A 14,853-nucleotide genomic window follows, 5' to 3' on the forward strand; every position below is an offset into this window, starting at 1 on the left:
TTGTAGTGAGACTTGTTGATAAAAAGCTGATAGGAAAACTTCTATCTAAATAATGTTTGTATCAGCATCCTTATTATGTTAAGAATTTACAATTGGTTTTTTATCTTCCATATGGTTCTTCTCTACTGCATGAACGTCTCGTTTTTTAAACAAGAAGTATGAGAAAATAACCAATGCTGTGATAAGCATCGTTAAAACGAGTTGAGAACGCATGGAGTCGATAAAAGCCATTGAAATTAGAAAAACCACAATTCCAAAGACTGTTACATATGTTAAGTAAGGAAACAGCCACATTTTCATTTTTAAAACTTGACGATTTTCCTTTTCCATTTTATTTCTCAATCGCAAGTGAGATATAGCAATAGCTAAATACACAAGTAAAGCAATTGCACCAGAAGCATTTACTAAAAAGAGAAAGAGCTTATCAGGAGATACGAAGCTAAAAATGGCACAAACATAAGCAAGAGCCGTACTGATCCAGACAGCCCGAACAGGCACGCCATGTTTATTTAATTTTAAAAATGCACGCGGAGCATCTCCTCTTTGCGCAAGGGCAAAAATCATCCGTGAGTTTGTATATAAAGCTGAATTTAAACAAGAAAGAACTGCTACTAAAACGACTACATTCATCAGCTGAGCAGCTGCTGGAATACCAACCATATCTAACAAGGTAACATATGGGCTTTTTAGCAAGTCAGCTGCATTCCATGGAAGAAGAATGACTAAAATAGAGACGGAGCCAATATAGAAAACAAGAATTCGCCACACGACACTGTTAATCGCTACTGTAATAGACTTTGCAGGATCTTTTGATTCTCCAGCTGCAATAGCTGCAATTTCTGCACCAAAATACGAAAAAACTACAGTAACAACCCCAACGAAAACAGAACCAATTCCTTTTGGCATAAACCCGCTATGTGCAGTTAGGTTAGACATTCCAGGTGATTGAATACTCGGTATGAGATTCAAAATGATAGCTAAGCCTATAGCCATAAATGCAACAATGGCAATAACCTTAATCATCGCAAACCAATACTCAAATTCACCAAACGCTTTTACAGAATAAATATTTGTAAGTGTTAATAAAAAGGTTAAGACGAGGCTCCACAGCCATATTGGAATAGATGGGATCCATTCATGGACGATGGCGCCTCCTGCTGTCGCTTCAATCGCAATAACAATTAACCAAAAGAACCAATAAAGCCAACCGATTGTATATCCTGCCCATGGTCCAATCGCCTGTCTTGCATATGTAGCAAAAGAGCCGCTATCAGGATTAAGAGTTGCCATTTCACCCAGCATACGCATAAGAAAAACAACGAGCACGCCTGCTACAGCATAGGATAAAATAGCACCTGGCCCTGTAGAGTTGATTACAGATCCGCTTCCTACAAATAAACCAGCACCAATAATACCGCCAATAGAAATCATGGAAATGTGCCTCGTTTTTAACTGATGTTGTAGTTGTGTCTTTTTTTCCATTATTACTTACCTCCCCCTTGGAATGCATTTTATTGCAGCTTGTTATAGCTTGGTAAAATGTTCTCTCCACATCCACCCTAAATAACAGAAAATAAAATATATTCGGAATATTATTTTTACAAGTTGATAGAAATATATTTTACTTCTAAATACTCTTCAATTCCATAATGCCCGCCTTCACGGCCTAGTCCACTCTGCTTATATCCGCCAAATGGCGCTTGAGCCACTGAAGGGAGTCCATCATTTAATCCAATAATTCCATATTCAAGCTGTTCACTTATTCGAATAGCTTGACTTAAATTTTCAGTGTATACATATGCTGCTAATCCATATGGTGTATTATTTGCCCTTTTAATGACCTCTTCTACTGTTTTAAATGCGGCAACCGGTGCAAGAGGTCCAAATGTTTCCTCTTTCATACAAAGCATATCATCTGAGGCATTGGTAATAATCGTTGGCTCAATAAAGCAGCCTCCGTCTCCGTTTGCCACGACATTCCCTCCGAACGCTAGATTCCCTCCTTTTGCAATTGCCTCTTGAATATGCAGTTTTACTTTGTTTAATGCCACTTCATCAATTAGTGGTCCGATATCAGTTTGTTGATCTAATCCATTCCCGACTTTCAATTTTGATACAGCCTCTACGAATTTACGATTAAACTGATCAATGCATGTTTCTTCTACATAAATACGGTTTGTGCAAATACATGTTTGGCCCGCATTTCGAAACTTAGATGCAAGCAGCCCTTCAATCGCTTTATCCATATTTGCGTCCGCCATCACAATAAAGGGAGCATGTCCCCCCAATTCAAGTGACACTTTTTTAACAGTGTCAGCTGCTTGTCTCATTAACAGCTTCCCAACCTCGGTAGATCCGGTAAAAGAAATTTTTCGCACTCGTGTATCTTGCAGCCAAGCTTCGCCAATTTCAGCTGGATTTCCTGTAACAACTTGAAACACACCTTTTGGAATACCTGCTTTGTGAGCTAACTCAGCTAACTTAATAGCTGTTAAAGGTGTTTGTTCTGCAGGCTTTACAACAGCTGTACAGCCCGAAGCAAGGGCTGGGGCCACCTTTCGTGTAATCATGGCCGCTGGAAAGTTCCAAGGGGTAATCGCTGCAATCACCCCAACAGGCTGCTTTTGTACAATAATACGTTTAGAACGGTTAGAAGCTGGGATCGTTTGGCCATAAATTCGCTTCCCTTCTTCTGCATACCATGATACAAAGCTATTCGCATACGTTATTTCACCCATTGCTTCTTTTAAAGGCTTTCCTTGTTCCCTTGTCATTAGTGTTGCCAGTTCTTCTTTTGCTTCTTCAATTAATTGATGCCACTTCATTAACAAGGCACTTCGCTCATCAGCTGTTTTCTCCGACCATTCCTTAAAAGCTTCATAAGCCGCATCAATTGCAAACTTAGCTTCTTCTTTACCTCCATTTGGAACGGAAGCAACGACTTGGTTTGTGGCTGGATTAATAACATCAATAACTTTAGCACTTTTCACATTTGTGCTCACTATGTGTCACCCCTTTTTCAATTCGAGAGCTAAAATAGAATCATGAAGGATATCGATCATTTGGTCCATTTCAGTTTTGTTTATTGTTAATGGAGGTGCAAATACAAGAGTATCCTGGCCATCAAAGGTAACTGATCTGCAAATAAGGCCCCGCTTTGCGGCTTCCGAAACAATGATAGGCGCTATAGGAGTTGAAAACTTTTCCTTTGTATCCTGCTCTTTTACAATTTCAATGCCCCCCATTAAGCCAAGCCCTCTGACCTCACCAACAATTTTCCGATTACTCTGCAGCCATTTAAATCCTTTTAGTAGTTCTTGACCCATTATTTCCGCGTTTTCAATCAGATTTTCTTGTTCGATTATTTCAAGGTTTTTCAAGGCAACAGCGCAAGCCATTGGGTGGCCGCTGTATGTATAACCATGCAGGAGCGTACCTTCTGAAAATTCAATTAATTCTTGATGGATTCGTTCCGAGAGCATCACGCCCCCTAACTGAGCATACCCGCTCGTAACCCCTTTAGCAAAACACATCATATCTGGAGTAACACCATAATGTTCAATCCCAAAGTATTTTCCCGTTCTGCCAAATCCAGTAATTACTTCGTCTGTGATAAATAAGATTCCATACTCATCACATATCTTTCTAACTTCCTTAAAATAGTCTTTTGGAGCTACATGAACTCCTCCAGCCCCCTGAACTGGCTCCGCAATAAACGCAGCAACCGTCTCAGGCCCCTCTGCTTCAATAACTTCACGCAGAGACTGTGCAGAGAAGTTTTCTACGTAGCAGAAATCTGGAGCTAATGAGTTGGTAAAATCCCGAAAAGGCTTCAGTCCTGTTGCACTCGTTGCTCCCATTGCTACTCCATGGTACGACTTAGTTCTCGAAATAATCTTTTTTCGTCCGGCTTGTCCTTTTAGAATCCAATAATGCCGAGCAAGTTTATAAGCAGTATCATTAGACTCTGATCCTCCCGAAGTGAAAAAAGCAGCACTTAAGTCTCCAGGGGCTATTTGAGAGAGTTTAGACGCCAGCCGAATTGCAGGTTCATTGCTAAATGTGGCAAAACAAGAAGTGAAAGCCAATTTTGACATTTGCTCCATTGCGACTTTGCCTATCTCTTCTCTGCCATGGCCAACATTGACATTCCAAAGAGAAGACATTCCATCAATCACAGTTTTTCCCGTCATATCATACAGATGAATCCCTTTTCCTTCAGTAAAAATAAAGGCAGGCCCTTGTTCTTGCTGCTGTTTGATAGGAGACGTGGGATGAAGAAAATGCTTTTTATCCAATTCTGCTAACGTTTGAATTACATCCAAATCTTTTATCATGATAGACATCCTTTCTTTTCATAAAATTAAGAAAGCCAGTATTTTGTTCGTTTTTTATGATATATAAACAAAATACTGACTGTTACAGACACTGCTTCATTTGATTGAAGTTATACTAAGATGAAATGTTCTGATAACAAAGCTACTATGTAAAACGTTAACTTCTAGGACATTTCATCTGTCACTATATCATTCAATCAGACTATGGATAGTTCTTTTTCAAGCGCTTTTTCAACTTGTATATATTCATAGCCGAGGTCTTTTGCAACAGCCTCGTATGTAATTTCGCCGTTTGCCACGTTTACCCCTAATTTTAAGGACTCGTTTTCCGAGATTGCCTTGTACACACCTTTGTTGGCGATTTGTAATGCGTAAGGAACCGTTACGTTTGTTAAGGCAATTGTGGATGTTCTTGGAACCGCACCAGGCATGTTTGCTACTGCATAATGTACAACACCGTATTTTTCATATGTTGGCTTGTCATGTGTTGTAATATGGTCAACTGTCTCCACAATACCGCCCTGGTCAATCGCAACATCAACGATAACAGAACCAGGTTTCATTGCTTTTACCATTTCTTCTGTTACAAGTTTAGGAGCTTTTGCACCTGGAATTAATACCGCACCGATTAAAAGATCAGCTTCTGCTACAGCTTCTGCAATATTGAATGGATTTGACATTAATGTCTTGATTTGGTTTCCAAAGATATCATCTAATTGGCGTAAACGATCAGCGCTTAAGTCGATGATTGTGACATCAGCCCCTAAACCAATTGCAAGTTTAGCTGCATTTGTCCCTACAACACCCCCGCCAATGATTGTCACTTTACCGCGGCTCACACCAGGAACGCCCGCAAGAAGGATACCTTTACCCCCGTTTGATTTTTGTAAGAATTGCGCGCCAATTTGTGCAGCCATACGGCCTGCTACTTCACTCATTGGAGTAAGAAGCGGAAGATTGCGATTTGCTGCAACCGTTTCGTAGGCAATAGCAATAACGCCTTTATCTTTAAGAGCTTGAGCTAAAGATGGCTCAGCTGCTAAGTGTAAATACGTGAACAAAATTAAGCCGTCACGGAAGTAGGCATATTCACTTTCAAGAGGTTCTTTAACTTTCATCACCATCTCGGCTTGAGCCCAAACGTCCGCAGCCCCTTCAATAATTGCTGCACCAGCAGCAGTATAGTCTTCGTTAGTAAAACCACTTCCAATCCCTGCATCTTTTTCAACCAACACTTTATGGCCAGCATTCGTAAAAGAAATGACCCCTGCTGGAGTAAGAGCGACACGGTTTTCGTTATTTTTAATTTCTCTAGGCACACCAATAATCATAATCTAACATCCTCCCTTAACAATGTTTAGTTACTTTGCTGCGGCTTAAGTCTAATCAATGCTATTCCCTTCCGAATCAACAGCACTCTATATAAATAGAACCGTCACAGCCTAAGGAATTAGGAATAGTATCTTCTAAACTTAATTTACCTTACTGATATTATTATAATCATACATATATATTATTTCTCAATAATAACGTGAGATTTCCTTACATTGCTTTTCTTTACATTATTAACCACAACAATATATAAACTATTGAAAATAAAGGGATTACCACAAAAGAAAAACCCAACTTACATAAAAACAAACCAGAAAACACCAAAACACACCTTTAATTTATTATACAATTAAAACGCTTTCGTTTTTTCGTTATCACAACTTACCCTCTGCTTTTAGAATCATCTCTATAATCATTATTAAACTGCTAAAAGTACGTTTACACAGGGAATATAGGTGTTTTAGTTTCAATGACTACTTCATGCTTTATAAAAAACTAGCATGCAATTTACATTGTCCGTTTTTAATTAACCTTATTTTCCAAAATAAGGTAGAGTATGATTGATCATGTTAGCTTAAAAAGCAGTTTAGGTTAAGATTGCTCCTCCTTCCTTAAGGTCTCATCATTACTATTACTTGCAAATTTCATGCCAACTTTTTTTGCACAAATCTCCCTTTAAATTCCTTTAAATGAATTCAAAACTGAATTAAACTAGCAATAATTAATTCAAAATTGAATTAGTTGATTCATTTTGAATTAATATTGTATTTTTTCAGCCGACGAACGACTGTTGCTTGGCTTAGCCCAAGAGCTTCGGCCATTTCGTATGTTGTTTTACATTGACGGTAAGCACGCAGCAGCCAACGTTTTTCAACTTCTTCCAAAGCATCCTGCAGCGTTAATCCTTGATCTTCAAAAACCGTTAGCGAAGACCATTCCGCTTCGTTATCATTATAACGCTGATTTTTTTGCATAAAGGGAAGATTGTCATGATAAATTGTATTAGTATGCGAAGTAACAACTAACCGTTCGATAAGATTCTCAAGCTCTCTGACATTCCCGGGCCATTCATATTTCAAACATGCATCAATCGCAGCTGAGTGAAAAAATTTATTCGTTTGATACTTTTTGTTAAATTTTGACAAGAAATACTCTATAAGTTGATAAATATCCTCTCGCCTCTTCCGTAAAGGAGGAATATTAATTGGAACTACATTTAACCTATAAAAGAGATCCTCTCGGAACTTTCCCTGCTTCACCATGTATTCCAAGTCTTGATTCGTAGCTGCCACTAACCGAAAATCTACTTTTTTGCTCCTTCCTCCACCGATTTTGGTTATGCTTTTTTCTTGTAACACTTTTAAAAGCTTAACTTGTATATCAAGAGGCAATTCTCCAATTTCATCAAGAAACAGTGTTCCTTTATGTGCCAGTTCAATCATTCCTATTTTCCCTTTATGATTTGCTCCTGTAAAAGCACCAGATTCATATCCAAATAGTTCAGATTCAAATAGACTTGCCGGTATAGCCCCGCAATTGATTTCAATAAACGGTTCCTTTTTTCTCTCGCTTCTATTATGTAAAGCACGTGCAAAGACAGTTTTTCCAACTCCAGATTCTCCTAGTAAAACAACCGTTGCATCACTTCTTGCCACTCGATTTACAAGCTCCCAAACTGTTTGCATTGTTTTGCACTCGATCACTATATCCCCAATTTTTGTTTCCTTCCCTCTCAATTCTTCGATTTCTGATTCATAACGCCTCATTTTAGACTGGAGCTGTTCATAATCCTCCTTTAACTTTTGTATTTCAGTTAAATTATGAGAAAAGCTAATGACTCGAATAATATTTTTTTGTTTATCAAAAATCGGAATACCCGTAGCCATTATAACCTTTCCTGTTCTCGTCTTTTGCATCACTTGAACTTCCTTTTTCTCCTTTAAAACCCTGGCAGTGACGGATGGAGAAAAAATATTTTCCTTTTCTAGTTCGAAAACCGACCTTCCTACCAAAGTTGATGAAACCTCACCGTATATCTCTTCAGAATTCCTAATGGCCCTTAACACGATTCCTTGTCCATCTGTCACAACGATGTTATCATTCGAGGCATTTATTATTCCTTCTAATTCCATCTTCAATATTTCTAATTCCTCTGTCATTTTAACCACATCTCTTTCTTTTGAGATTACTTAAAGCTAATATAATATTCACACTTCAAGCTAGTAACAAAATTGATTTTTGTGCAATAAATCATCATTCCCACTAAAAAAAGCAGTATCTCTTAGCCAATTATACTATCTCTTCATTATAGTTTAGGAAGTAAATACGTGCAGTTTATTTAATGCTAGCACAATAGCATTATCATATGAAAAGCCCTTTGAATTACTCCAAAGGGCTAAAAATAAACCTACTGTTTTATAAAGAGTACTTGAAAAAACATTGTACTATATTCAGAGATGATTCCTAATCCTCGAATTGTATAAACTCATTTGGGCTATTTCTAATATACTCACCAATTATCTTTAAAGTTGCAGGAGAAATTTGGTTGAATAAGATGTTAAGAGAACTTACGGATGCTAAGAGTTCCGAATTATTGTCAAGATCCTTATAAGAAGCATCGAATCTTTCTAAACTTCTCGGATAATTTTTCGCTTCAAGAATCCCTTCCATCTTCTCAAGAATCTGCAACATGGCATCAGCCCTAAAATACTGTAACCCGCTTTTGATTTTTGACCATGCTTTCGGCTGCGCAAGATAATAAGCACTCCACCAATAAAACTCAGCCAGAGAATTGCTTGCATGGTTATAATACACATTGAACATGAACAATGCTTGTTGTCCTGTTGTCAGTTGCTTATAAAGCTTTTCTTTCACTGTGTTGTCTTTTCCACGAATCTTAGGGATTATTGGCTCGAAACACACTCTTCCAAGCTTTGCATCTTCCAGCGAATCAAACTCTTGTCTCCTTATTTTTACTAACAAAATCTAATCACCTCTCCCTGACAATCATACATTATTTGGTAATATTAAGCTACTCTTAACTATGTTTGACTATCTTTAATTTGAACTCAGTTGTGTATTTTGACATAAAGAAATACCCCTACCGTTAGACTTTTTTGTCTAACAATTAGGGTACAGTTCGTAATTGTGGATTATTAAAGTAACTTTAGTGGTAAACTAAATGCTAGCTTATTGGGGTAAAGGATGTGTCTTACATGGATTTTTTTCAAAGTCAGGAAGCACTTACTGCCATTGAGTGGATTCTTCGAGCTATTGTTGCTTTTTTCTTTTTATTGATTGTTGCTAAAGTCTTAGGTCAACGTGCCATCTCCCAATTAAGACTCCTTGATTTCGTCATTGCTTTAGTTATTGGAAACATTATTGCCCATCCATTGTCAGACGAGCATCTTGGGCTCAAAGGATCTGTCATTACAACCATTGTATTGGTGGTCTTGTATCTTGGAGGCATTTTTATGACCCTTAAATGGCCAGGGTTTAGAAGACTGATTAGTCCTGCACCAATTACCATTGTTCAGGACGGAGAAATCCTTTATAAAGGATTAAAAAAAGCAAGAATATCCATTGATGTTTTATTGGAAGAATTACGGGAAGAAAAAGTAGAAGATGTGAAGAAAGTAGCCTTAGCGGTTTGGGAAGCAGACGGAAAAATTTCGGTTTTTTTGGATCCAAAATACGAACCCCTTACACCTGCATCCTTCCAACTGGAAACAGAGCCTTTCGATTTGCCAAGGACGATTATTAAGGAAGGTAAAATTAATTTCACGGAGTTAAAACAAATTCACAAGGACAAAGAATGGGTTGTTTCCAGTTTAGAAAGTTTATATCAGACTGAAGTAAAAAACGTTCTGCTTGCCACCCTTGACAGGAAAGATAACCTGAAGATTTTTTTATATAAGTAAATCATATCCAGTTATACGGATTGATTTAAGCCTCCATATAATAAATATCCTTTTAAAATAGATTTTTACATAGTCTATCCACTCCTTTCGCATGAGGATAAAAATCTTATTTACTTGTGATACGGTTCACCGTAACAGGTCTACTGGTGAAACATTATTCTCAATGATCTAAGCTTAACTATACATTAATTCTCTCATCCAAAGGACATCTGATACAGGCTGGGGATTGCGCCCATACAATTCCCTCGCTTTAAAGGCATGTACCTCATCATATATAGCTTTCATTTGGTCATACACCCATTGTTCCGTTCTATGTACCGGTGACCAGCAAAAAATGTCCATTTTATTTAGCTCGTTTGTAACCATATGGATTCTTTCGTATTGAATAGAATTCATTTTTAAGAAACCATTCATTTCGTAAAATCGTATTCTTTTTTCCGAGTCAGGATCTTTAGCGGCAGCTGGCTCAACCTCCAATATGATTGCTTTCCCCTCTTTTTTCAAATGGTCAAGGACCATGCTGCCTATCCCTTTTCCACGACTTCGCCCGCCTACTAAAATAAAGTCAATAAAGATATAATCAGACTGTTCAAAATATACAAGTACATAATCTGGGCCTTCCAGCAATTGATAAATTCCTTTTTTTTCTTGAAAAAGTATTTCAAAATGTTTTTTTGATTTCATTTCCTTTTCTGGAAAATACTCAGTCAATCTAGTATACCAATCGCTCATACAATACCCCTCTGCCTGAATTTTTTAATATTTTAACATCCTTTGATGTCTCCCCCATTTTAGTTAATAAATGTAAATTATTTATTAAGCCGCTTTTAAATATTCGTACTCTTTTTGTAAATCTGAAAATTCTAATTATATTTTTGCTAAAATAGGGGCTGTTATTATCTAGTCCATATTCATAAATAGGGAGAGTTATTCAGATGAAACAGAACAAGGGCAAAATAACGGCATTGCTAGGCTGGAGCCTGCACGCAATCGAAGCAATTGACAAAATGGATCGACCATATGTTGTTGTTGGTCCGCCTGAATTTCAAAGTTTTGCTGACACCCACGGTATCCAATTTATCCCATGGGTATTCAACCATTTAGAGGAGCGATCGGGTGAACTCTATGAAAAATTAAAGGATCTTAATACAAAAGTGGCTGTACCAATCTACGAAGAAACCGTCGAGTGGGCTGCTGCCATGAATGCAAGGCTTTGGAATAACCCACGCGTTTTCCATAAATCTTTGCTGCTTCGAGACAAAGGCTTGATGAAGCGTAGAGCACAATTGGCAGGTATCCGTGTCGGAGTCTTTGAAGAAGCAAACAACAAGGAAGATATCCATTATTTCTTAAAAAGAATCAACGAGGCACTATGTAATATAAATGAGGATGACTATGCCCCTATTCACGTTAAACCATTCGATAAAGCAGGCACAGTCGGACATTACATGATTCGAAAACCGAAAGAGATTGACCAAATTGACGATTCAGAATTCCCTTTACTAATGGAAAGCCACCTGGAAGGTCAAGAATTCTCTTGTGAGGCCTTTATCCATAACGGAAAAGTAAGGTTCCTAAATATTACTGAATATGTAAAGTTAGGTCATTCTAACTTCGTACCTGCTTCTCCTTCACTTGAAAAATGGAGATCACAAATCAGGGAAGCTATTGAAAAACTTGTGGATGCCTTTGAAGTCAAATACGGCATCATTCACCCCGAGTTTTTCATCACTCAAGATGGGACATTGAGCTTTGGCGAGGTAGCGAACCGTATCCCTGGCGGCCATATTTTTGAACATATTGAAAATGCATATGGGTTCAGCCCTTATCAAGGCCAAGTGCTTTGCTGTGACCCAGATACTACGGAAGAAGAAATTGAGGCATTTTTCCCTGAGGAAGTGGTATCCGCCAAAGGGTATTCTGGTAATCTCATGGTCTATCCTAATGTAAAAACCGTTGAAAAGCTGAATATACCTAATAAGCTCAAGACCCATCCTTATTTTGTAAAACATAATATGTTCATTCCTGTTACTTCCAAAGTGGCAGAACGGGTAGGATTCGGGAATCATTATGGAACCATTTTCTTTTTTGGAGACGATGCTGATGAAATGAGATCCCTTTTGATAGGTTATGATAAATACAATTTCTACCAATAACAAGGAGCGAATAAAAGGATGAGTACAATAACAAGAAAGAGAAAAAGACTGGATAAACAAACAGCAGACTTAAAAGGCAAATTTGAAGATGCTTTGGATAAGCTTGAGCAGGCTAAACCATTCGCAAAAAGCTTGTATCAAACAGACGTATTCCAATTAGCGATTGAGCTTTCTTACTCCAACGATGGAATGAACATTATCTATGAAAATGCCCATCGGTTTGACCAGGCTGGTGTTTTCCTTGGAGGTCAATGGGAGGATCCAACTAAAATGCAGCCTCCATTCGTTGGCGGTTCATTGAGGTCTAAACAAGGTGTCAATTCCATTATCGAATTGTTAAGTGAAATGAGAATGCTTGCGATTGCGAAAGGAAATTACATACATGAGGGCTTGAGTCAACAAGAAGCAAATGCTTTTTTAAATGAAGTCATGGCCCTGAATCTCGATCTTTTGTTTACACCGGAAACAGAAGAAGGACGGATTCAATTGGAGGATCATATGATTCGGGCTCAAAGCTTGTTCCGTTATCTGGGTCAGCAGCTTTCCTTTAGAGCAATCGCTAATCAAATTGTTCAAGAATTAGAACGCCTGTCTGTTCAGCGTCCTATTATGACCGGCCGGATTTTAAACATGATCAGCCTTTCTAAACAATTAATTAAAAGCAGTATTGATGAAGAAACGAAAGAAGCTCTTGAAAAATTTATACATGCTGCAAATGCTCCAACACCTTTAAGCAAGGATGTGGCAGATCAAAGAGAATATAGACTCAGACTAGAAAATGCCAATGAAAATGATCTTGAGTCAGAGGCTATAATTTTCGCAAAATCGATGAAGGAAATAGGTCTTGTATCACCCTATCATGCCGTTCTTCTTCGGTTCCTTAACCGGAAGAGTCCTGATAAAATTCAGACAGCCCTTGATTTATCAGAAACAGGGATGTCTTGTTTTAATGCCAATCAGCAACTGGTTCATGACATTATCCAGATTTCCATTTATCCTGAAACACGACAAGCTGTATACGGACTTGCAAGTATGCTTGATCGGGGGGTGCTTACACAGGAGCATGTACTTCCTGCCATTCGCCGCCTGTTTGATCTCCCTATTCATGCTCAAATACGGCAAGCAATTACAAAATTTAAGGATGAACAAAGCGCGATTAGCCTAAACGGTCTTCTTATTGCCGGTGTTGTGGGTGTTCTTGGTCAGCCCCTTGGTATGGGACAAGGGAACAATCCAACTTGCCAATCCGCAAGAGCCATTTCCCTCTGGGCTCAGCATGGAATCGGTCAACTGTTGGAATATATTGCTCGGGCAGCCCGTGACAATGATATTGATATGACATTTGAAGGAGAGACCATTCACTCAAGCCTCCTTATTGGAGGAGTAGCCCATGCAATCGATCAGGATTTGGATCTGATATCTATTGTTCTTGTACCACACCTTGACAAAATATATAACGAAATGATGAAAAGAACACTGCTTCGCGGAGAGGATGGACATAAGTGGGTAAACCCGGAATTTTACGGTGCGTGGATTCCAAAGGGCTTTATCAATGCGATTGATCAAATGACACTGAAGGTTACAAACTACTCTGCATTTGTTAAGTTATTCTATACCACTCACCATCCTGATTATAATGAAGGATTTGAATTGATTTATCCGAATCCCGTTGGTATTTTCATCACAAACGTTCATGGGGAGCTGCTCGGCCTTCATGCTGTATCCATTCAAAGAATTAAAAAGGACCAAAATGGAAATGTTCGAATTTATTTTTACAATCCTAACAACGACAGCGGTCAGAATTGGGGGCAAGGCATCATTGCAAGTGTTTCAGGATTTGGTGAACTTGAAGGAGAAGCATCCCTTCCATTCCACGAATTTGTATCAAGAATGTATGCATACCACTATAACCCATTCGAACAAGGTGAGACCTATATGGTTGAAGACAAGCTTGTTGAAGAAGTAGAAGCACTGGCAAAAGAAAGCTGGGGCAAAAATTATGTGTGGGCATAAGAAAAGCGTAAGAAAACTTAAACCTTTATAAATACTGTCTCGTGGGAGGATTTTCATGAAAGTATCGATAATTGGCACAACTGGATATGGCGGTGGTGAACTTTTCCGTATATTACATCATCACCCTGTATTTAGGATACAATCAGTGCATACGACGAGGGATGAGCTTCCATTATATGAAGAGTTTCCACATCTGAACGGAATTACAAGCTTAAAACTTGAGCATATAGATGCTGGAAAAATAGCAAAGCATTCAGATATCGTTTTTATTGCCGCCCCATCAGGGGTATCCAGTAAGCTTGTTCCGGCCTTCGCGGAGACAGGTATTCAAATTATCGACTTATCCGGTGACCTGCGGCTTACCGATGGAGAAATGTATAGGAAATGGTATAAGCATGAACCAGTTAAAAGCTGTTTATTGGAAAAAGCTGTTTATGGATTGAGTGAATGGAATAAAGAAAAAATTATCGATGCTAAATTAATCGCTAATCCTGGCTGTTACCCCACAGCCACGCTGTTGGGCCTTGCACCAGTCATAAAAGAGAAACTGATTGACCCAGATATGATTATAGTTGATGCAAAATCTGGTGCTTCCGGAGCCGGAAGATCTATTTCTAAAAACCTGCTATTCTCGGAAATCAACGAAAATTTCCAAATCTATAAGGTGAACGAACATCAGCATATTCCTGAGATTCAACAGCAATTGAACCTTTGGAATGCAGGAGTTTCACCTATTACTTTCAATACACATTTGCTGCCGATTACAAGAGGAATAATGGCTACCATATATGTAAAACTTACAGAAAATATCAATACTGATAGACTTATTGAATTATATAATGAACAGTATTTGAAAAGTCCGTTTGTGAGGATAAGGCAGAAAGGTAATTTCCCATCTGTAAAGGAAGTATTAAGCTCAAATTATTGTGATATTGGTTTACATGCTGACGAGAGAACAGGCAGATTAACAATCGTTTCAGTAATCGATAATCTCATGAAAGGAGCTGCTGGTCAGGCGGTTCAAAATGCCAATTTAATGAATGGATTAAATGAGAAAACGGGATTAGAGTTTATTCCCTTGTACCCTTAAGGAGG

At 38.3% G+C, this 14,853-nt stretch carries 11 protein-coding genes; 4 read left to right on the forward strand and 7 right to left on the reverse strand.

Annotated elements, in window-relative coordinates; translation table 11 throughout:
* Positions 1-78 precede the first annotated feature (78 nt).
* The 6 genes from AC6HZ4_RS16600 to AC6HZ4_RS16625 all read right to left on the reverse strand — a co-directional run bounded on the left by AC6HZ4_RS16600 (position 79) and on the right by AC6HZ4_RS16625 (position 8,651).
* Positions 79-1,482, reverse strand: coding sequence for an amino acid permease (locus AC6HZ4_RS16600; RefSeq protein ID WP_497490743.1), 1,404 nt, complete (start codon positions 1,480-1,482; stop codon positions 79-81).
* Between the two features lie 116 nt (positions 1,483-1,598).
* Positions 1,599-3,002 carry an NAD-dependent succinate-semialdehyde dehydrogenase gene (locus tag AC6HZ4_RS16605; RefSeq protein ID WP_497490745.1) on the reverse strand — a complete coding sequence of 468 codons (1,404 nt, stop codon included), beginning with the start codon at positions 3,000-3,002 and terminating at the stop codon, positions 1,599-1,601.
* Between the two features lie 6 nt (positions 3,003-3,008).
* A complete protein-coding gene (locus tag AC6HZ4_RS16610) occupies positions 3,009-4,337 on the reverse strand; it encodes an aminotransferase family protein (RefSeq protein WP_497490747.1) in 1,329 nt (442 codons plus the stop codon).
* 197 nt (positions 4,338-4,534) lie between these two features.
* Positions 4,535-5,668, reverse strand: coding sequence for an alanine dehydrogenase (gene ald / locus AC6HZ4_RS16615; RefSeq protein ID WP_497490749.1), 1,134 nt, complete (start codon positions 5,666-5,668; stop codon positions 4,535-4,537).
* Between the two features lie 747 nt (positions 5,669-6,415).
* Complete coding sequence (locus AC6HZ4_RS16620; protein ID WP_497490751.1) at positions 6,416-7,828, reverse strand: sigma-54 interaction domain-containing protein; 1,413 nt, start codon at positions 7,826-7,828, stop codon at positions 6,416-6,418.
* Between the two features lie 304 nt (positions 7,829-8,132).
* Positions 8,133-8,651 carry a DMP19 family protein gene (locus AC6HZ4_RS16625; RefSeq protein ID WP_497490752.1) on the reverse strand — a complete coding sequence of 173 codons (519 nt, stop codon included), beginning with the start codon at positions 8,649-8,651 and terminating at the stop codon, positions 8,133-8,135.
* A 233-nt stretch (positions 8,652-8,884) separates the two neighbouring features.
* Between AC6HZ4_RS16625 and AC6HZ4_RS16630 the strand changes: the two genes are divergently transcribed.
* On the forward strand, positions 8,885-9,589 hold the full coding sequence (locus AC6HZ4_RS16630; protein ID WP_497490753.1) for a DUF421 domain-containing protein: 705 nt from the start codon (positions 8,885-8,887) through the stop codon (positions 9,587-9,589).
* A gap of 174 nt (positions 9,590-9,763) precedes the next feature.
* Here AC6HZ4_RS16630 and AC6HZ4_RS16635 read toward each other — a convergent pair whose 3' ends face one another.
* Positions 9,764-10,321 (reverse strand): GNAT family N-acetyltransferase, encoded by a 558-nt coding sequence (locus AC6HZ4_RS16635; protein WP_497490755.1) that lies wholly within the window; start codon positions 10,319-10,321, stop codon positions 9,764-9,766.
* A gap of 203 nt (positions 10,322-10,524) precedes the next feature.
* Between AC6HZ4_RS16635 and AC6HZ4_RS16640 the strand changes: the two genes are divergently transcribed.
* From AC6HZ4_RS16640 to argC, 3 genes are read left to right on the forward strand one after another with little or no spacing between them, the layout of a single operon-like run.
* Positions 10,525-11,745, forward strand: a complete 1,221-nt coding sequence (locus AC6HZ4_RS16640) for an ATP-grasp domain-containing protein (protein ID WP_497490756.1) — start codon at positions 10,525-10,527, stop codon at positions 11,743-11,745.
* 18 nt (positions 11,746-11,763) lie between these two features.
* The gene (locus tag AC6HZ4_RS16645) at positions 11,764-13,758 is read left to right on the forward strand and encodes a hypothetical protein (RefSeq protein WP_497490757.1); all 1,995 of its coding nucleotides are present in this window, start codon (positions 11,764-11,766) and stop codon (positions 13,756-13,758) included.
* A 55-nt stretch (positions 13,759-13,813) separates the two neighbouring features.
* On the forward strand, positions 13,814-14,848 hold the full coding sequence (gene argC, locus AC6HZ4_RS16650) for an N-acetyl-gamma-glutamyl-phosphate reductase (RefSeq protein WP_497490758.1): 1,035 nt from the start codon (positions 13,814-13,816) through the stop codon (positions 14,846-14,848).
* The last annotated feature ends 5 nt before the right edge of the window (positions 14,849-14,853 follow it).

Source organism: Ectobacillus sp. OTK (assembly GCF_059698935.1).